At 69.8% G+C, this 18391-nt stretch carries 17 protein-coding genes and 2 pseudogenes; 10 read left to right on the top strand and 9 right to left on the bottom strand.

Annotated elements, in window-relative coordinates; translation table 11 throughout:
* Positions 1 to 243: 243 nt before the first annotated feature.
* On the bottom strand, positions 244 to 1080 hold the full coding sequence (locus ADK64_RS32575; RefSeq protein WP_053665023.1) for a hypothetical protein: 837 nt from the start codon (positions 1078 to 1080) through the stop codon (positions 244 to 246).
* Between the two features lie 130 nt (positions 1081 to 1210).
* On the opposite strand from ADK64_RS32575, the gene ADK64_RS32570 reads away from it, so the two are divergent.
* Complete coding sequence (locus tag ADK64_RS32570) at positions 1211 to 1453, top strand: hypothetical protein (RefSeq protein ID WP_159046388.1); 243 nt, start codon at positions 1211 to 1213, stop codon at positions 1451 to 1453.
* A gap of 374 nt (positions 1454 to 1827) precedes the next feature.
* Here ADK64_RS32570 and ADK64_RS32565 read toward each other — a convergent pair whose 3' ends face one another.
* On the bottom strand, positions 1828 to 4326 hold the full coding sequence (locus tag ADK64_RS32565) for a transglycosylase domain-containing protein (RefSeq protein ID WP_234384790.1): 2499 nt from the start codon (positions 4324 to 4326) through the stop codon (positions 1828 to 1830).
* Positions 4327 to 4682: 356 nt separating this feature from the next.
* On the opposite strand from ADK64_RS32565, the gene ADK64_RS32560 reads away from it, so the two are divergent.
* On the top strand, positions 4683 to 5066 hold the full coding sequence (locus tag ADK64_RS32560; RefSeq protein ID WP_053664996.1) for a hypothetical protein: 384 nt from the start codon (positions 4683 to 4685) through the stop codon (positions 5064 to 5066).
* A gap of 157 nt (positions 5067 to 5223) precedes the next feature.
* Positions 5224 to 6540 (top strand): hypothetical protein, encoded by a 1317-nt coding sequence (locus ADK64_RS32555; protein WP_053664993.1) that lies wholly within the window; start codon positions 5224 to 5226, stop codon positions 6538 to 6540.
* 296 nt (positions 6541 to 6836) lie between these two features.
* On the opposite strand, the gene ADK64_RS32550 is transcribed toward ADK64_RS32555, so the two are convergent.
* A complete protein-coding gene (locus ADK64_RS32550) occupies positions 6837 to 7244 on the bottom strand; it encodes a RidA family protein (protein WP_053664992.1) in 408 nt (135 codons plus the stop codon).
* 142 nt (positions 7245 to 7386) lie between these two features.
* Between ADK64_RS32550 and ADK64_RS32545 the strand changes: the two genes are divergently transcribed.
* Positions 7387 to 7767: a winged helix-turn-helix transcriptional regulator gene (locus ADK64_RS32545; RefSeq protein WP_053664989.1), complete on the top strand. Its 381-nt coding sequence runs from the start codon at positions 7387 to 7389 to the stop codon at positions 7765 to 7767.
* 188 nt (positions 7768 to 7955) lie between these two features.
* Positions 7956 to 8222, top strand: a complete 267-nt coding sequence (locus ADK64_RS46255) for a hypothetical protein (protein ID WP_159046387.1) — start codon at positions 7956 to 7958, stop codon at positions 8220 to 8222.
* Between the two features lie 243 nt (positions 8223 to 8465).
* Here the strand turns inward: ADK64_RS46255 and ADK64_RS32540 are convergent, their stop codons facing one another.
* Complete coding sequence (locus tag ADK64_RS32540; RefSeq protein ID WP_053664987.1) at positions 8466 to 10538, bottom strand: alkaline phosphatase family protein; 2073 nt, start codon at positions 10536 to 10538, stop codon at positions 8466 to 8468.
* A 273-nt stretch (positions 10539 to 10811) separates the two neighbouring features.
* Here ADK64_RS32540 and ADK64_RS47775 point away from each other — a divergent pair.
* Positions 10812 to 11042, top strand: a pseudogene (locus ADK64_RS47775) (alpha-galactosidase); the annotation flags it as partial.
* Here ADK64_RS47775 and ADK64_RS49230 read toward each other — a convergent pair.
* The 5 genes and pseudogenes from ADK64_RS49230 to ADK64_RS49225 form a co-directional block, all read right to left on the bottom strand.
* Entirely contained in the window at positions 11015 to 11482 is a 468-nt protein-coding gene (locus ADK64_RS49230) for a transposase (RefSeq protein ID WP_420713071.1), read from the bottom strand. The pseudogene ADK64_RS47775 and the gene ADK64_RS49230 overlap by 28 nt on opposite strands.
* A gap of 65 nt (positions 11483 to 11547) precedes the next feature.
* Complete coding sequence (locus tag ADK64_RS32530) at positions 11548 to 11898, bottom strand: beta/gamma crystallin domain-containing protein (protein ID WP_053664983.1); 351 nt, start codon at positions 11896 to 11898, stop codon at positions 11548 to 11550.
* 134 nt (positions 11899 to 12032) lie between these two features.
* Positions 12033 to 12341, bottom strand: a complete 309-nt coding sequence (locus tag ADK64_RS46245) for a hypothetical protein (RefSeq protein ID WP_159046385.1) — start codon at positions 12339 to 12341, stop codon at positions 12033 to 12035.
* A gap of 244 nt (positions 12342 to 12585) precedes the next feature.
* On the bottom strand, positions 12586 to 13710 hold the full coding sequence (locus ADK64_RS32520; protein WP_199829771.1) for an alpha/beta fold hydrolase: 1125 nt from the start codon (positions 13708 to 13710) through the stop codon (positions 12586 to 12588).
* Positions 13711 to 13936: 226 nt separating this feature from the next.
* A pseudogene (locus tag ADK64_RS49225) lies at positions 13937 to 14197 on the bottom strand (transposase); the annotation flags it as partial.
* 473 nt (positions 14198 to 14670) lie between these two features.
* On the opposite strand from ADK64_RS49225, the gene ADK64_RS46240 reads away from it, so the two are divergent.
* The 4 genes from ADK64_RS46240 to ADK64_RS32500 all read left to right on the top strand — a co-directional run bounded on the left by ADK64_RS46240 (position 14671) and on the right by ADK64_RS32500 (position 17982).
* On the top strand, positions 14671 to 14940 hold the full coding sequence (locus ADK64_RS46240; protein ID WP_053664977.1) for a hypothetical protein: 270 nt from the start codon (positions 14671 to 14673) through the stop codon (positions 14938 to 14940).
* A gap of 320 nt (positions 14941 to 15260) precedes the next feature.
* Complete coding sequence (locus tag ADK64_RS32510) at positions 15261 to 15461, top strand: hypothetical protein (protein ID WP_053664974.1); 201 nt, start codon at positions 15261 to 15263, stop codon at positions 15459 to 15461.
* Between the two features lie 165 nt (positions 15462 to 15626).
* Positions 15627 to 16244, top strand: coding sequence for a hypothetical protein (locus ADK64_RS32505; protein WP_159046384.1), 618 nt, complete (start codon positions 15627 to 15629; stop codon positions 16242 to 16244).
* 235 nt (positions 16245 to 16479) lie between these two features.
* Positions 16480 to 17982, top strand: a complete 1503-nt coding sequence (locus ADK64_RS32500; protein WP_078992981.1) for an MFS transporter — start codon at positions 16480 to 16482, stop codon at positions 17980 to 17982.
* The last annotated feature ends 409 nt before the right edge of the window (positions 17983 to 18391 follow it).

Genomic DNA, 18391 nt, shown 5'->3' with positions numbered 1-18391 from the left:
AGAGCACGGCACCATCCTCGTCGTGGACTCCCACGCACACCACCTGGTCGCCCGCTACACCGACCCCACGCACCTCATGGACACCGGCCGGATCACCACCGGCCGCACGGCAGAGCTCGTGCCGACGCCGTAATGCGGTCCTACGGCAGGGCACCCGCCTGAAAAGGCGGACGCCCTGTGGGATGAACCGGCCGTCGGGCGCGGTCGGAGCTGATGGCAGGAACCATCGGACTGACTCGTGGCTCAGCCCGTGTGTCCCGACCCGTGCTCCGGTTCGGCGACATCCCTGCGGATGACGGACAGGTAGATGACCAGTGCGGCGATGACCGCCGTGAACAGCGTGCTGGTCACAACGGTGCCCAGGGCGAGGCCGCCGTCAGCGGTGGGCTGGGAGAGGTAGTCGCCGATCGAGGCGCCCAGCGGGCGGGTCAAGACGTAGGCGATCCAGAAACTCCACACCGCGTCCAGGTCCAGCGCGAAGTGCGCGAGGGCCACCGCGGCGATGGCCGTCGCCAAGAGGACGGCGGACAGCCAGTAGCCGAGTTCCATGTGCTCGGACACCAGGTCACCGGCCGCGGTGCCCAGGGCGAAGGTGAACAGGACCGCCAGCCAGTAGAAGGACTCGCGGCTGGTGGTGTCGACGTGGTGGATGGACAGGGTCCGCTCGCGTCGGTACCAGACGACGAAGACGACCACGAGGACGATCGCGAAGACCGTGGTGCTCGTCTCCAGCGGCACACCCATGGTGTCGGCGAGGTTGTCGCTGATCAGCGTGCCGACGACGCTGGTCAGCGCCACCGCCGGCCAGTACACGCCCGGTCGGCAGGCGCTGGAGCGGAACTGGACCACCAGAACGACGGCCAGCAGGGCACTCATGAGCACCGACGCACCGGTCGGCCCGAGCCCCGCCTTCTCGTTCAGCAAGTCCGCCGCGGTCTCCCCGACCGTCGTGCACAGCACCTTGATGATCCAGAAGCAGAGGGTGACCTCGGGCACCTTGCTCCAACGCAGCCGGTCCCGGGAATCGGATGGCTGACCGGCCTCCGGAACCACCTGACTCTCAGACGTTTCATAGGTCACGTTGTCCGACCGTGCCACCGGGCACCTGAACGCATCCTGACTGGTGGCGCGTTTCACCTACCCATCCCGTCCCGTACCACGTGTCCGCTGTCGCTGGTGCTGTTCACGGCCGGGGCCCGGGTCCCCGTCCGTGAGCTGGGCCATGCGCTGCGGCGTCCGGGCGCGCTGCTCGCCGGACTGGCGCTGTACCTGGCGATCCCGCTGCTGGTCATCCCTCTCGTCGCGCCCCCTGCACCGGACACCCGACACCGACACCGACATCGACGGCGGCAGCGGCCTGGTCACCGCGGTGATCCTCATCGTGACGATGCCCGTCGCCGCCTGCGCCACCATGTGGACCGGCAAGGGTGACAGCGACCAGCCCACGATGTGAGCCTGCTGCTCGCCTCCGCCCTTCTCGGCCCGCTCACCGCACGCCTGGTGATCCAGCTCCTGGGTCCCTGCTCAGCGGCGGCCACGCCCACTCCCTCACCACAAGCCTCCGCACCGCAGGCGGCGGCTTCGCCCCCGCAGGCGTCGTGCTGCCCTGTGCCAAGGCCATCCTGATCCGCATCGCCCTGCCCCGACATGAACGGGCCGGGCGCTTCTCGCACCGGCCCGGACCCACGGAAGCTACTGCGTTTCGCAGTAGCTTCCGGGTTGGGGCAGCGGTGCTCGTTCCGGCGACCAGGAAGGCTCACCATGTCAACGCCGACGAGCGTGACGCCGTTGGAGGTTCACCGGCTTGGATGCCGAGAGCGTCGTGGATCAGCGCGCTCCTCTACGGATAGCGCCGGGGGCCGGTGGGTTGGTCGTGGGTGCGGGGGTGGGTGAGGTGCCACCGTCGGTGGTACCACCGCCGGTGGTGCCTCCGAGCAGCCCGCCGCCGCCCGCACCGCCGGTCGTGGTGCCGGCGGTGTCGGTCGGGCTCGGGCTGACGCAGTGCTTCTTCCGCCCGTGACACGGTCCGGTGGTGGGGCTCGGTGTGACCGGTGCGGTCGGGGTGGCCGTGGGGGTGCTCTGGGTCGCGGTGGCGGAAGGGGTGGGTGAGGGTGCGCCGTATTCGTCGGTGCTCTGGCCCAGTTGGGGTGCGGGCGGGAACTGCCGTACGGGCTGGCCCTGGAGAGCGGCGGTCATGTAGCCGGTCCACACTTCGGTGGGCATGTCGGCGCCGAAGACCTTGGAGAAGCCGCCGACGCCCTGCATCGACTGGAGGCCGGCACTCTTCGGGTCCTCCTTGAACATGCTGATCGCCGTGGTCAGTTGCGGGGTGTAGCCGATGAACCAGGCGGACTTGTAGTCGTCGGTCGTGCCGGTCTTGCCGGCCGTCGGGCGACCCAGGGCCTGGGCGTTGGTGCCGGTTCCGCTCTTCACGACACCTTGCAGGACGTCGGTGACGGTGTCGGCGGTGGAGGCGGGCATCGCAGTGGTGCCCTTGGGCGCCTCGAAGCCGGGCAACTGCCGGCCGTCGGCGACGACCTTGGTCACCGAGTACGGCTCGTGCTGGACGCCTTCGTTGTCGAAGGTGGCGTACGCGTCGGCCATGCGGATCGCCGAAGGGGTGGAGGTGCCGATGTAGAAGCCGGGAGTGTCGTACTGAAGACTCTTGCGCAGCAGACCCGCCTTGAGGGCTTCGCCCTCCACGTTGTCGTAGCCGACGTACTCGCCGAGTTGGACGTAGGGGGTGTTGACCGACTGCTCCATCGCCTTGCGCAGGGTGATGTAACCCCACTTCGTGGGCACGTCGTTGCGCTGGTGGAGGAGGCCCGAGGGATCGCCCGGGTCCGGCATCTCCTGGCCTTGCTGGTTCTTGATGGTGATGCCGTCGTCGCCGTTGAACTTGGAGTCCGGGGTGATCGGCGAGGCCGGCTGCCCCGGGGAGAGGACGGCGCCGTGGTCGAGGGCGGCGGCCAGGTCGATCGGCTTGAACGTGGAGCCGACCGGCACACCGGTGGCGTCGGCGTTGTCCGTCCAGTGACCCTTGTTCCAGCCCGCGCCGCCGTACAGGGCCACGACCGCGCCGGTGGACGGGTCGATGGACGCCGCGCCGACCTGGACGTCCTTGTCGGCCGAGCGGTGCGCGGGGTCGAGGTGCTTGTTCTCCATCGCGGCGACGGAGGCCGAGAGCGCGTTGACCTTCTTCTTGTCGAAGGTGGTGTAGATCTGGTAGCCGCCGTGACCCAGCTGCTGGTCCGTGAGCGACGTGTGGGCCTCGACGTACTTCTCAGCGGTCTGCACCAGGTAACCGGTCTGCCCGTCCATCCCCGCCGACGGCGAGTAGGTCTTCGGCGTGGGGAACCCGGCGGCCAGGTACTGCTGCTCCTGAGCGGAGGTGATCTTGTTGATCTTGGCCATGCGGTCCAGCACGTACTTCCAGCGCGCCTCGGCCTGGGCCTTGGCCTGGGGGTCGGTGTCGGCGTGCATCAGCAGGCTCGGCTCGTTGACCGTGGCGGCGATGAAGGCGCCCTGGCTGACGGTCAGCTGAGAGGCGTGCTCGTGGTAGTAGCTGCGCGCCGCGGCCTCGATGCCGTACGCGTCGCGGCCGTAGTAGCAGCTGTTGAGGTAGCCCTGGAGGATCTGCTGTTTGGACAGCTGGCCACCGATCTTCAGGGAGATCATGATCTCCCTGAGCTTGCGGGTGACCGACTGGTTCTGGGTGAGGTAGGTGTTCTTCACGAACTGCTGGGTGATGGTGGACCCGGACTGCACCTCGCCGCCCGTCGCCATGTGGTAAACGGCGCGGAGCATGCCCTGCGTGTCGACGCCGGGGTCGGTGTAGAAGGTGGCGTTCTCCGCGGCGAGGAAGTCCCACTGCACCAGCTTCGGGACCTGGGAGAGGTCGACGTTCTGCCGGTTGGTCGACCCCTGCGTGGTCATCACCGAGCCGTCCGACCAGTAGTAGGTGTTGCTCTGCGCTTGCGTACTGGGGTTCGCGCTGGGAATCGTCGTCGTGGCGTAGGCATACCCGAACAGGCCCACCAGGCCGCCCAAGAACAGCAGGAACGTGCCGGACACCAGCTTCCACGACGGCAGCCACCGACGAAGGCCGCGCTTGCCCGCCCGCGGGTAGTCGATGAGGCCGCGCCGGCCGGACCGCCCGGCAGGCGCACGCCGTGTGTCCTCCACGCGTCGCGGGTCCGCCGCACGTCGGCGTCTGCCGCCGTCGCCCCGGGCAGCCCTGCGCGCCTCGGCCCGGCCGCCGTGCGGCACACCGTCCGAGCCGGTCGGGCCGGTCCTCCCCGACGACCGGCGTCGGTGTTCACTCATACTCGCCACTCCTCAGCCATCTCCTACAAGTTGTAAGAGTAGGTCGGGCTCGCAATACGCCGACAACCGCCCCGCCCGAAAACTCACGGCGGAGGATCGCGCGGGACGCGAGCGCGGGAGCCTACCGGACACCGACCGCACCAGACCTGAGCCTGACGCTGCCGGTCCGGTCAGGGTGCTCTCCTCCAGACTCTCGGACCGCACCGCGCATGGCGGTGGCGACCGGTGCCGAGCCCGTGACAGTACTACCGGGGAGCCGCATGCCGGGTTGCGTGGTGCACGGGAGGGCATGGCACACTCGGCGGCATACTGAGGTCTACATGGTCTGTAGACGGTGAAGGGAAGGATACCAACGCGTGAACTCCGGTCCCGCTGCCCGTAGGCGGCGGCCGGGCGCCGCGGGGGCCGAGGTCCTTGCCCTGCTGCGGTCCGCCCGCCGGGCGCCGCCCGCCGTCGAGCTGCTGCGCAGCCTGGGCGACGACGTCGCACACAGCAGGGTGACGACCGCGCTGCCCCGGATGCCCGGCGATGGAGTACCGCCCCGGACCGAGCAGGGGCGCTCGTACGCGAACGCGCCGGCGACAGACGCCCGGGGCGTGACCGCTCGCCGGATGCACCAGACGCCGGAGTCCGATCCGGACCGCGAGGCCGTGCTCGCCCGGTCCGTCGACGAGCCGCCCGCCACGGACGAAGGGCCGATGCGGCGGCAGTTGCCGGGCACAGCCCCGGAGGAGCGGTGAGCGGCGATGTGGCGGCCACCGTGGTGCCCGACGCGACAGAAGCCACATATTCGCGAGCAAGATCGTCACGACAGTCCTCGCCGCGAGCTGAAGCAACACCCGGAGATCGACGTTGACGACCAACCATAATGAGTGGATTTTGCGTCTCCCGGACTCGATGCGGAGAATCCCCCCGCAGAAGCTGTTGGTCGTCGACCGGCCGAATCCGCGCCCAGCGGTGTGGATGGCCGGGGCCGGTATCGCGCTGTTCGCTCTGGTCGGCGCAAGCGCGCCGAACCACAACACGCTCCGGGCACCGATCCCCTGGCTCCGACTGCCTGCCATGCCGGGCACCGTCTCCCAGACGGCCACGGTCGCGGCCATCATGCTGTCGTGCTGGGGCGCGCTGGGCATGCTCAAGGCCCATGAGCGGGGCTGGAGACCCGATGCCCGGCTCGTGTTCCGGCTCGGCGCGCTGGCCGCGCTCGTCGCCGCCAACCTCACGCCGGTCGGCTCCTCCGACATGGCCAGCTACGCCGCGTACGGACGTATCACCGCGCTCGGCGGTGACCCGTACGTGATCACCCCCGCCCGGCTGGGCGGCGCGTACGCCCACCTGGTGAGCGAGGGGTGGCGGAACACACCTTCCGTGTACGGGCCAGTCGCGACGTGGTGGCAGGGCGCCGCGGCATTCATCGGCCAGGAGCGGCCGTGGCTGACGATATGGGCGCTGATGCTCGCGAACGCCGCGGTCTTCGTGGGTACCGGGTACCTGCTGCTGCGTACCGCCGACGATCCGGTCCGCGCGGGCCTGCTGTGGAGCGTCAACCCGCTGCTGATCGGCATTCTGGTCGCGGGCGGGCACCTGGACACCCTCGTGGCGGGCCTGGCCGTGTGCGCGATGCACCTCGCCCGCAGGACGACCCGGTGGCACCACGACGTGATCGTGGGAGGGCTGGTCGGTCTTGCCTGTGGCGTGAAGATCAGTGCCTGCCTGTTCGGTGTCGCGCTGGTCTGGCCGCTGTTGCGTTCGGGCACCTGGCGACCGGCTGCCCGGCAGGCATGCGCGGCAGCGCTGACCCTGGCCGCGTTCTACGGAGCCTACGGCGCGCACGCGCTGGTCCCGCTCTCCGCCGCCTCCCGACTGGTCTCCACGCCCTCCTTGTGGGCGGTCTTCGACCAGTACGGCACCGCGGCCCTGGGCCCTCACACCGCTGCGACGATCGTCAGCGTTCTGTGGCCGCTGGTCATGCTCGCGCTGGCCTGGGTGCTCCGGCGCCGCGTCGCCCCGGACGCGCCCGCTGTCGGCGCCCTGCCGTTCGCGCTGGCCTTCGCCTGGGTCCTCGCGGCACCGTGGTCGATGCCGTGGTACACGGCTCTCGCCTGGGCCCTGGCTGCCCTTTTCAGTCAGGGCCGCCCGACCCAGTACCTCACCGTAGCCACCGCTGTCCTGGCCCTGTCCCACAACAGCGGCGGCCACGGCTGGACATGGTGAGAGAGACCGTGCCAGGCCGGTCGCCGACTTACTCGGACTTACGGAAGGAAGCAGGCAGTACGGTCCCCACGGTGGTGCGTTCCGCCTCGCCGAGCCCGTCGGTCGCGGCAGTGAGGTCGTGTTCGTGAGCCTCGCCCAGCCGGCCGGCCCGTCACCGCCGGTGTCGGTGAGGGCTACGACGGCGGCGAGGCGAAGGCGTCCTTGTCCCCTGCCAGGAGCGACTCCATAGTGGCTGTGCTCGGCCACGCGTGGGGCCAGGTGACCCCTTGTACTGCGCTGCCAGGAGGAGGGACTGTTCAGTCCAGGATGGCGGTGGCGTCGATCTCGACCAGGTGGTCGGGGACGTCCAGTGCCGCGACGCCTATCAGAGTGGCCGGCGGTATCGGGGTGACTCCCAGCTTCGCGGCGGCCCGGGAGACACCCTCCAGGAGCAGGGGCATCTTGTCGGGGGCCCAGTCGACGACGTAGAAGGTCAGTTTCGCCACGTCGCCGAAGGAGCCGCCGACCTCGGCCAGGGCGGTGCCGATGTTGAGGTAGCACTGCTCGACCTGCGCGGCGAGGTCGCCTTCGCCGACCGTGCTCCCCTCCGCGCCCCAGGCGACCTGCCCGGCGACGAAGACCAGCTTCGTCCCGGACGCGATCGACACCTGCCGGTAGACATCGGTCTCGGGCAATCCACCGGGGTTCACCAGGGTGATGGCCATGCTGCCCGCCTCCTTTTCATGAACGCCCGTGACCGCGTTTCCATCCAGTCAGGGCACCCGTGGTCTCTTGTGGTTACTGAGAAACCGTAGGAGAGTGAGCGCTGACGTGGAAGAACGCACTTTCCAGTGACTGGAGAACCTGATGGTGACCAAGCAGTTCACGGGCTCGCCCGAAGATGCGGACCTGGCGCGCGTGGACTCCTTGGCGCGGGAGATCTTCTCGGACGTCGCCAACAAGTGGGCGTTCCTGATCGTCGAGGTTCTCGGTGACCGCACACTGCGCTTCAGCGAGCTGCGGAACGAGATCGAGGGCATCAGCCACAAGATGCTCACCCAGAACCTGCGCATGCTGGAGCGCAACGGCCTGGTCGAGCGCACCGTGTATCCCACCGTGCCGCCACGGGTCGAATACACCCTCACCGAGCCGGGTCAGGCCCTGCGGGCGACGGTCGACGGAATGTGCGGCTGGACCCGCCGGTACCTCGGTGACATCGAAGCCGCCCGCCGTCGTTTCCATGACTGACTCGGCCAACTGTGACGCTCGGAGTGGCCAGCCGAAGCGCTTGGTCACCAGTCCTGTGACCGAGCGCCTCAGTCGGCGAGTACGCGCTTGAATTGGCGGACCGGGCGCTTCGGGTGAACGGATGGGCAGTTCACTGAGTGCCTGCTGCACAGCCTCGGATGATCACGCTCGTTAGCGCGAGTACGAGCATGCGTGAACTCACCCGAACCGTCATCATCGCCCTGGTGCTCGCGGGAGCCGGCCAGGCTCCTGCTGCTTGGGCCGCCGATAGCGGTGGCGCCGCCGCGACCGGTGGCGTGGTCTTCGCGCCCGCCACCTCTCATCGTGGGTCGACGATGTTGAGCGCGTGCCGAACGATCGAGCAACCACCGGGGCCGCTCGCCACCCTCGGGCTCGGCTCCGAGAATCCCTCAGTCGCGATGGCCTGCGTACCCGCCGCGGTTTCCTCCCGCTGACATCCGTAACCGCGGTTGCAGGAGCCCTGAGTGGGACGCCGACGACCCGGAGGGCGGGGACGCGCGGATCGCGTCCGTCGGCCGGCTCTCAGTGGGAACGGTGCGCTGACGGGTGGGCGCCACGCAGCGGACGCGGGTCATGGAGCGTGGCTCCCACCTGGGCCACGACTCGTACCGGAGCACTGTGGCGACCGCGGCCAGGACGGCCGCGGTCGCCACCCATTCCATGGCCGATCAGTCCCTTCAGGCGGTGGTGATCCGGCCGGCGTACCGCTGCGTCCAGGTGGTGTCCGTGTCGACCGTGACGACCACGTCGTAGTAGCCCTCCTGCGTCGGCCACATGACGGCCTTCGCCCTCCCCCCGTCCACCGAGACCTCCTGGGTACGACCGAGGAAGTCGTGAGCGGCGAGCGTGAAGCGCACCGGCTCGCTGCCGTCGTTGCGCAGCGTGAGCTTCACCTGGGCCTCGTGCCGCCGGCCGTCGCCCTTCAGGAGGTCCACGTCCACGCGCGGGAGTCCACCGTCCCGCTTTCCGGCAGGTGCGACCTGGCCGGCGAAGGAGCGCACGAAGCCGTCGTTGGAGTAGATGGAGAACGCGTACTTGCCGTCGGTGGCGTTGGCGTCCCAGGTGTACTCGCGCGGCTTGCGGGCGGCGACGGTGAACGGCGTGCTGGAGAACGCCTGGTACTTGTCGGGGAAGACCTGGAAGCTCAGGGCCTTGTCCTCCGGGCCGCCGGACAGGGTCATCCTGGCGGTGACGGTCCCCGACGTGCGGTCCTCCGAGAGCGTCGCGTGCGGGTGGAAGCCCAGCGGACGCGGCTTCATGTGGCCGGCGGTGATGGACACGGGCTGTTCGGCGAGCGGGTCCGGGAACGTGGCCGGCCCCGGTTGCGGGTGGGCGAAGTCGATCGCACTGGTCAGGTCACCCGCGATCGAGCGCCGCCAGTCGCTGATGTTGGGACAGCGGAACGGCTTGCCCAGGTGGGCCGCCCAGGCCTCCAGGAACGTGATCGTCGAGGTGTGGTCGAAGACCTCGGAGGCGACGTACCCGCCACGGGTCCACGGCGAGACCAGCAGCATCGGCACACGCGGACCGAAGCCGAGCGGGTAGTCGCCGACGTACTCGCGCGCCGTGCCCGCCTCAGGCCACGGCGGCAGCACGTGGTCGAACTTGCCGTCGTTCTCGTCGTAGTTGAGGATGAAGAGGGTGTGGTTCCAGATGTCGGGGTTGCTCTGCAGGATGTCGAGCACCTTCTTGGTGTAGCGCTCTCCGTGCAGGGTGTCCGCACCGGGGTGCTCGGACCAGCCGTACGGCGCGACGATCCAGGACACCGCCGGCAGCGGGTGCTCCGCGCCAGGCTGGCAGGCGTCGTGGAAGTCCTTGAGGACCGCGTCGAGGTTCTCGTCGGTGTCGTCGTTGGGCGCGGTCATGCCGGAGTAGTATGTGGCGTTGCCGCGCCAGATCAGCCCGGTGCCGGGCCGGAGCTTCGGGTCGTCGGCGCTCAACCCCTCCGGGTCGAAACCCTTGAAGTACTTCAGCTCGTTGTCGCCGTAGTCACCGACCCAGGTGCTGACGTACCCCTGTCGCCCGTTGCCGCTGTTGTCGGAGTACAGCCGCCAGTCGATCCCGGCCTGCTGCAGCTGTTCGGCCACCGTGGTCCAGGGACGGGAGTAGTTGGACTCATCGGTGTTGCCCGTCTCGCTGTTGGCGGTACCGCTCCACAGGTACTTTCGGTTGGGGTCGGTCGGCCCGAACTCGGAGCAGAAGTTCTGGTCGGCGATCGTGTACTGGGCGGCGACCGAGTGGTAGAAGCCCATATAGGCGTCGCTGTGATGGTTCATGCAGCTGGCGCCGTTGTGCTGGACCCAAAGATCCCACTTGCGGTGCTCGACATCGCCCCAGGCTCCATGGTCGTTGCCCCAGGCGCCGTCATCGACCTGCGGGGTGACTACGGCGCCCTTGCCGTCCTTCTGCTGGAAGACCGTGCTGCCGTCCTGGAACCGCAGCGCCTGCTTGTCGTTGAAGCCGCGTATGCCGGGGAACGCGCCGAAGTAGTGGTCGGTCGACCGGTTCTCCTGCATCAGGATCACGACATGCTTCAGGTCGGACATGGTGCCCCTGAAACCCTTCGGCAGGACGTACTGCGGTCCCGGAGCGGCGTGCGCCGGGTCCGCCCCGATGGTCCCGCCGAGCATCAGCGTTCCGGCGGCGACGCCGGAGCCCTGGAGGAACCGACGGCGGGTGGCGCCGGTGGTCGTCTCGGCGCTGCCGCTGAACGGGGGCTCAGGCGTAGGGAATTTCCGATCAATGGTCATGAAGGCTCCACAGGGTACGGGGGGGCAGGGCCAGGCGTCGCCCATGGATGCTTGGGCGTGGGCACTTGAACACGGGCCAGTACTTGTTCATACAACTTGGCCGGCACCAACGCCGTGTGAACACCGGCTGATCGGCGATCAGCAGGACATCGACGGCGAGGTTGTCGACGCCGGGCAGCGGGACGGGGCCACAGGAGGCGGAGCCGATGTCGCCGTGCGCCAGGTCGGGGTGGAGGTTGAGGTGGAGGAGGCCGTCCGGGCACCGGCGACAGCCTGAAGGGGCTCGGCCACCAGTACGTGACCGTCGACGACTGCTGGACGGCGACGACGCGGAACTCCGACGGCAACCTGCAAGCCGACGGCGCCCGCTTCCCGGACGGGATGCGGGCGCTCGCCGACTACGTCCACAGCAACGGACTGAGGTTCGGGCTCTACGAATCCCCCACTCAAGGAACCCGCCAACTGCGGCCCGGCAGCTATGGCCACGGCGACAGCGTCGCCGGTGACCTGGCGCAGTGCGGCGACCGGGACGGTGGGTGCGGGCACCTTGAGCGGCGCCGGGCCGGAAAGCTCCCCTGGTCTGGTGCCACGGTGGGCTTCGGCGCGGCGACGAGCCGCGCCGCCGAGCACGGCGTGTCCCAGCGAAGCCACGGTGACACGTCGACGGCGAGGACCAGGCGGCCCGTCGAAGCGGGGCAGCGCCATGTCAGCCAGCAGGCCCGCAGCCTGTTGGCGTCGATCCGCCCGCGGTTGAGGGCCCCGTACAACGCTCCGTGCCCACGCGGGTGCTCCGGCACCAGCGGCGACTCCACCGGTGTGGTGACCGGCCCGTCGACGCACGGTAGCGCGTGGGTCGGCTCGAACAGGTGAATCGCGCGCTCTGGACAGCACGCAGGATCACGCCAGGACCTACCAGCCGATGCCGGCCGCACCCCGAAAGGCATGACCGGCATCGGAGAGTCGGCAGCGATCGGCTCACGCCAGGTGAACAGCGCGGCTCACCGACGCGTCAGAGGATTTCGATGCCGGTGACCTGCGGCGGGCGGTTCGGGAAGGTGATTTCGGTCCACCGATTGATGCGCACCGAGTCGCCATTGGCGTCGTAGTAGATGAGATCGTTGTTGCCCGTGGAGATCTTGTCGACCCACCACCCGGGGCCCCAGTCGGTGCGTCCACGGTTCGCGTAGCAGTCCACGCTGTCACGCGGGCCGTGCGACCAGATCTTCAAGAAGTTCTCCCCGCCACGGCACTCGACGTGGTCGATGGCGAACGCGTTCGTGGGCATGGCCATCGTGACCGCGGCGGTGGCCGCTAACGCCACGACCACGGAACGGGCGACCCTCTTCGTCTTCGAGATCACAAGCTCTCCTTCATCGATCCAGGTGCGCCCGCCTTCAGCCGGCGCACGCAGACTTCAGCCCCGCTCCTGGGCTCGGCCGAGCCCAGGACCTGGCGGGCCTGAACGCCCCGAGCCTGTGAGGCGCCCCGTCCCGGTCACAAGCCCATCGCGCCACTGCGGGACGCCGGAACACGAAAACGGGTCCTGACCAGGGCAGACACAAGCTGCCTGGAACGCCGGAACGGGACGATCCGGGACGGCAGCAGCAGCCGCTCTGCCCACGCGCGCAGATCCTTCTGGAGACGTGCGGCAACCGGACGCGGGCGCAGGCGCTCGGTCGCCGCTCGCACGATGACCGCGTGACAGCCCGCCGCATCCTTGGCGCCGGTCCTCGGACGCGGCAGAACATCCGCGTCGCTCAGGCCGATCTCCTCGACGCTCTGCCCAGGGTCCGTCTGCTCCACGGCGACCAGTTGGGGGCCCGTGGAGTACTCGGCGCTCCCCCTGCGCCCCGGCAGGCCCTTGGCACGGGCGGCCGCGCCGACACGAACCCCGACCAGTCCCCGAGGGATTCCGGCTCCGCCGCCTGACCACAGCCGCAGCACGGTCGAGCGGGCCGTCGAACTCCCTGGCCGGACTCCGCGCCGCGCAGCGATCATCTGCATCAGCAATCTCCTGAAAGCACACTGACCACAACCGAAGACAGCCCTAGGCGTCGACGGTCCTGCTCCGAGGGTCGCCCGGGGCGTATGCGGACCGCAGGAAGGACACGATGTGATCGTTGACCTCACGGGCGCGTTCCTGCTGGGTCCAGTGGCCGCAGCCGGGCAGCTTGATGATGTCCCGCAGGCCGGGCACGAGGGCACGCATGGGGTCCAGGGAGCTGAACCGGTAGGCGGAGTCGAGTTCGCCCGTGATGTACAACGTGGGCTGGTGGATCTGGAGTGTGCCGACCTCGGGCAGGTCCGACCAGTCGAAGTCGAAGGTGCGGTAACGGCGGATCGCGCCGGCGAATCCCGTGCGCTTGAACTCGTCCGCGTAGTGGGCGAGTTCGGCGTCGCCGAGCCATGGGGACCAGTGGGACGGGGAACCTGGGTCGGGGAGCGGGGTGAGATAGCCGGAAGGCTCCGGCGTGTCGAGCAGCCAGCGGGCAACCAGACCGGCGGGTGCCTCGCCGGACAGGGCGTACATGGTCATGCGCAGTGTACGGGCGGCATCCGCGTCCAACTCGGCCTCTGCGACGCCGGGTTGCTGGAAGTACAGAACGACGTTGAACTTGCCCGGGTTGTTCTTGCGGATCAGCTGGGTGATGGGCAGCGGGGAACGTGCCGGGTACGGCACCCCCAGCGCGACCATCGCCGGGAATCGTCGAGGCATCAGCTGCGCCGCCGCCCACGCGATCGTGGCGCCCTGATCGTGGCCGACGAGGGCGGCGGACTCGATGCCCAACGTGTCGTGCAGGCCGGTCAGATCGGCCAAGTTGGTGCGCAGGCTGTAGCTGCGGGCGTCCGCCGGGGCATCCGTACGGCCGTAGCCCCGCAGGTCGGGAGCGATGGCACGGTATCCGGCCGCGGCCAGGGCACGCAGCTGATGCCGCCAGGAGTACCAGAGTTCGGGAAAGCCGTGCAGGAGAAGGACGGCCGGGCCCTGGCCAGCCTCCGCCACATGCATGTGTATGCCGTTCGTCCGTACGATCCGGTGGCGGATCGCCGGGCCGCGCTCCACGGTGCTCTCGGACCGCCGCTCCGGCCCTCGGCCCGTCGGCGCGGCAGCCCCGACCGTACCCGCAGCCGCCGTACCCAGCGCTGCGGCCAGCAATGGCCTCCTGCCCACGTTCGACGCCCTCCTGCTCGGCTCGGGCATGATCGTTCGCCCCCTGTCCGATGGATGTGCACGACCTCGTGGCCGTGGCTGGGGCCAGCATGCGCCGCGGCGATCGCCGGACACATCCGCTGTGGAGAGGCTGTGCGACTACCCCACCAGGAGTACGGTCCGCCGCTGTCCGTCCCCTCTGTGTGGAGGATTTGCCCTGCCGGATCTGCGACCGCCTCCGCTTCCTGACGCGGCCGGCCGGCCCGAGCTCGGCCATGATCTTGGCGATCGTGTTCCTCGAGACTCGCCAACCACGTTCGCGCGGCCCGATGTGGACCCGCGGGGATCCGTGAGTACGGCCCGAGGCGTCGAAGACCTCTGTGACCGCCAGGGCGAGACCGGCACGACGCGCATCACGCCGGGTCGGCGAGCGCCCCAGCCACGTGCAGAACCAGGACTGCGAGACCTCAAGGGCCCGGCAGCGACGCGACCGGTTTCCCCGCCTCACGGACGATCCGGACCGCCCGCCCGAAACTCCGCGTCGTACCTCTTGCGTATCTCTGCCATTCTCTGCCGTCAAACTTCCTCATGGCGGGTCTCCGCACTGCGAGGGGAGGGACCGTCAGGACCGGGGCGGCGACCGGGCCGCTCCGTGGTCCGGGTTCTTGGGTCGCGGCGCGGTGGCGGCCTCGCACTGCGCTGTACGAGGTGTCGCCGTACCGCACGCCGGAGGTGCTCAGGCCCCGACTTGGGAGTCCTGGCCCCTTGCTCACGCAGACGGAGGAGCCTTGGTCCCGGCCCGTGCCGGAATGGCGGGCGAGGGAAAGGCCCGGTCCTCGTGACGGGAGACAGCCGGTGGAGAGGCTTCGGGGTGGAACTGACACCGGGCGACGTCACTCTGATGGTCCGTGCTGACCGGCAGAACCGTCTGGCCGCGGTGAGGATGAGCGGGACAAAGGGGGGAAGTGAAAGGAGCTCATCATGTTTCGTTCGATTGCCGGGGTACTGGCCGCTACCGCCCTTACCGGTTTCCTGAGCGCCGGAATTGCCAGCGCCGTGCCCGTCCAGTCCCAGGTTTCTGCGGCTGCCGTTCAGCAAGCGCGCGGCGGTGACGGTGACGGCGTCGGTGGTGTCGGCCCCGGCGGCAAGGACGTCGGTGTCGGCGTCGCCGGAGTCGACGCCAGCGGCACCGTCGGTGTCGGCGGTCTCGGCTCGAGTGGCGACGAAGGGACTGGCGTAGGCGGCCTGTGAGGTTCTCGCTGCTGTTCCCTCCCGGCACCCGTCTCGTTCGGGGCCGGGAGGTTGTTGTGTAAGTGCCGTGCTTGCTTATTGATCTTGGTCGGGGCCTGCTGTTGCCCAGCTGTACTGGGCGCCAGCGCTTGGGCACGGCCGAGTGGATTGTGGCGTAGCGGATTCGGGTGCTGAGTGATCTTGTTCGTGGCCTGTGACTGCTCGGTTCGACGGAGCGGTGGGGGGCGGTGGCGGGCGACTTTGTTTGGCTCACGCGGGTCCAGTCGGTGTTCCGCGGGCGTGGTCGTAGATCTGGTGCCATCCGGTCAAGGAGTCCCGCCATGGGTGTCACCCGTCGCCGCGGCCTGACCGAACCGGCTGCCGACGCGGCAATGGACGCCGCCTGCCGCAACCTGTGCCTGCCCACCATGCGCGGCTGGTTCAAACGCGTCGACGCTGCGGCCCGCGACCCGATGCCCTACCGCGGGTTCCCGGCCGAACCGCTGACGGCCGAGTGCGACGACCGAGTGCGACGACCGTGACCGCCGCCGCTCCGAGCGCCGGATGAATGCGCCGGCTTCGCCGTCGTGAAGGCACTGCGCATCTTCGAGTTCGACGCGGACGCCTGAGGCGACCGGCAAGGAGAACCGACTGCGTCAGCCTCGCGCCGCGTACAAGTCACGCAGAAGCGATGCCTCCGCGCTGTGATGAACCCACTCATCCGCAACATGCAGCGCGCATGGGCGCCGGGTCGCACCGCCACAATGACCGGCGGCCGGACCGATGATTTCGGCGAACGCTTCCTCGGAACCCTCGGAACCCTCGGAACCCTCGGCAAGCTGACCGCGCCACCGGGCAAACGCCTCATCGACGTGGCTGAGCGCGGCCGCGGCGTCGACGGTGGCGGCCTGACGCTCGTCCGGTTCCGCCGTCAGGCCGAGCCAAGGCCCGTTTCGTTCCTCTGGCCGGAAGTCTGTGATGTGCTGCAACCCCTACCGCAGCGTGAGGCGCTCGTCGGACCCCGGCTGCCAACGCCATTCCTCACCACCGAGCCCTTCCGTCCGCTACCGGGGGCGAGGCATGGGCAGGAACGGCCAGCGCTGGTTGCCGTTTCGGCGGTGGAGCGAGCCAGAATGCCGCCGAGGGTGTCTCGCACCGCCGCCCGCGACGCCCTGACGGCGGGTTACTTCTCCGGTGCCAGCACCCAGGAGGCGGCAGCCCGCCGCCTGGGCCTTCCGTACGGCACCTACCGGCGCCACCTGCGCCAAGGCCTTGACCTGCTCTGCGAAGTCCTGTGGGAGCAGGAACTGCGGCGCCCCCGGTAACGTCGCGGTGTCGGCGTCGCGGCGTTCGCCGCCGACGGATCGGCCTTGCGCGGCACCGGCACCGGCCGGGCCCACCGGCCGAGCAGTCGAGGTGCCGCGCAGGCGCCCCGCCAGAGCCGGGCACCGCACGTACGGGCCGCGACAGGACCGGGTGGACAGGTGCGGACAGCGCTGGACAGTCCCCGCCCCCGTCGAGCCTGGAAAGTGGACACCGGCCGACACGAATCTGTGTGCCATGGACGATGCACGCACGCAGCCGGCCACGGCAGCACTCCAGTCCCGCCGGACGGAAGCGATCCCCGTGGCACCCGCCTCGCCCGCGGCTCCGGGCCGCCCGCCCCACCCGCGCCGCTGGGCCGCACTGGCCGTGCTCGCGGTCGCCCAGTTCATGGTGGTGCTCGACTCCTCGATCGTGAACATCGCCCTGCCGGACATCGGCACCGGACTGCACATGACGGCGTCCTCGCTGTCCTGGGTGGTCACCGCCTACGTCCTCACCTTCGGCGGACTGCTCATGCTCGGCGGACGGATCGCCGACCTCCGAGGTCGGCGCGGGACGTTCCTGACCGGACTCGCCGGATTCGCCGCCGCATCGGCCGTCGCCGGTTTCGCGCCCACAGCAGGTACTCTGATCGCCGCCCGCGCCGTGCAGGGATCAGCAGCGGCGCTGATGTCACCGGCCGCCCTCTCCCTGGTCACCACCCTGTTCAGCGGCGGCGAGCGGGCCAAGGCCCTCGGGGTGTGGGGCGCGGTCGCCGGCGGTGGCGGCGCCGCGGGCGTGCTCCTGGGCGGCGTACTCACCGGCACCTTCGGCTGGCCCGCGGTGTTCTTCGTCAACCTCCCCGTCGCGGCGGGGGTGGCCGCGGGTGCCCTGCACTACGTACCGCGCGGCACCGGGACCCGAGGCCGCATCGACCTTCCCGGGGCCATCACCCTCACCACGGGACTCGCCGCGACCGTCTACGGCCTCTCACAGAGCCACGACGAGGGGTTCGCCTCACCCCTCGTCCTGACCTCCCTCGGCCTCGGCGCGATCCTCCTGGCGGCCTTCATCGCAACGGAGCGGGCGGTCGCCCAGCCCCTGGTGCCGCTGCGGATCTTCGGCCTGCGCACCGTCACCTCCGCCAACGCTGTCATGGCAGCGATCGGCGCGGCCACCGTGGGCCTGTTCTTCTTCCTGTCCCTCTATCTGCAGCAGATCCTGCGCTACACGCCCCTCGAGGCCGGACTCAGCCAGCTCCCCCTCGCCCTGACGATCACCACGGCCGCCTGGCTGGCGCCACGGCTCGCTGCCCGCACCAGCGTCAGGACCGTCCTGGTCACCGGGCCGCTCCTGCTCACCGCCGGCCTCGGCTGGCTCTCGACCGCCTCCGTGCACGGCACTTACACCGGCGACGTCCTCGGGCCCGCGCTCCTGGTCGGAGCAGGCCTGGGCCTGTCCTTCGTCAGCGTCAACGTCACCGCCGCCGCCCAGGTCGCCCCGAGCGACGCCGGTCTGGCCGGAGGTCTGATCACCACCACCCAGCAGGTCGGCGGAGCCCTCGGACTCGCCCTGCTGACCGCCGTCGCCACCAACCGCACCGGAACCAGCGCCAGCCCAGCGGCGGTCGACAGCGGATTCCGGGCAGCCTTCCTCACCGCGGCGGCCATCGCCGCTGCCGCCGCCCTCATAGCCGCCCTCATCGCCCCGCGCACCGGCCGGCCCGCGGCAGCGCCGGCGACCGGCGAGACCGCCTGAGTACCCCGCCCCTGAGTACCCCGCCGCGCATGCCCGAATGGAGACCACCATGACCCCCGGCACCCCGCGGCTGCATCGGGCCCCGATCACCGCCCTCGACGGGGACGCCCCCGTCATCGTGCGGGTCTCCACCCCCGTCAACACCCCGTCGCCACCGTCCGGGACGTCCACGCCGACATCGCGGGACGAGCCCGGTGGAACGCGAACGCCGAGCGGATCGACTCCGCCGACCCGCTCACCCCCGAGCGAGCATCCAGTTGCTCACCCACGCCCCACCCCACTGCCGACCACATCAGACACATCGAGGTTCCTGCCATGACCACTGACAAGCCTTATCTGACCGGTCACTTCACTCCCGTCGCCGAGGAGGTCACCGCCACCGAACTGACCGTCGAGGGCACCCTGCCCC

Source organism: Streptomyces sp. MMG1121 (assembly GCF_001280015.1).
GTDB lineage: Bacteria > Actinomycetota > Actinomycetes > Streptomycetales > Streptomycetaceae > Streptomyces.
This window is presented reverse-complemented; position numbering and strand designations above follow the sequence as displayed.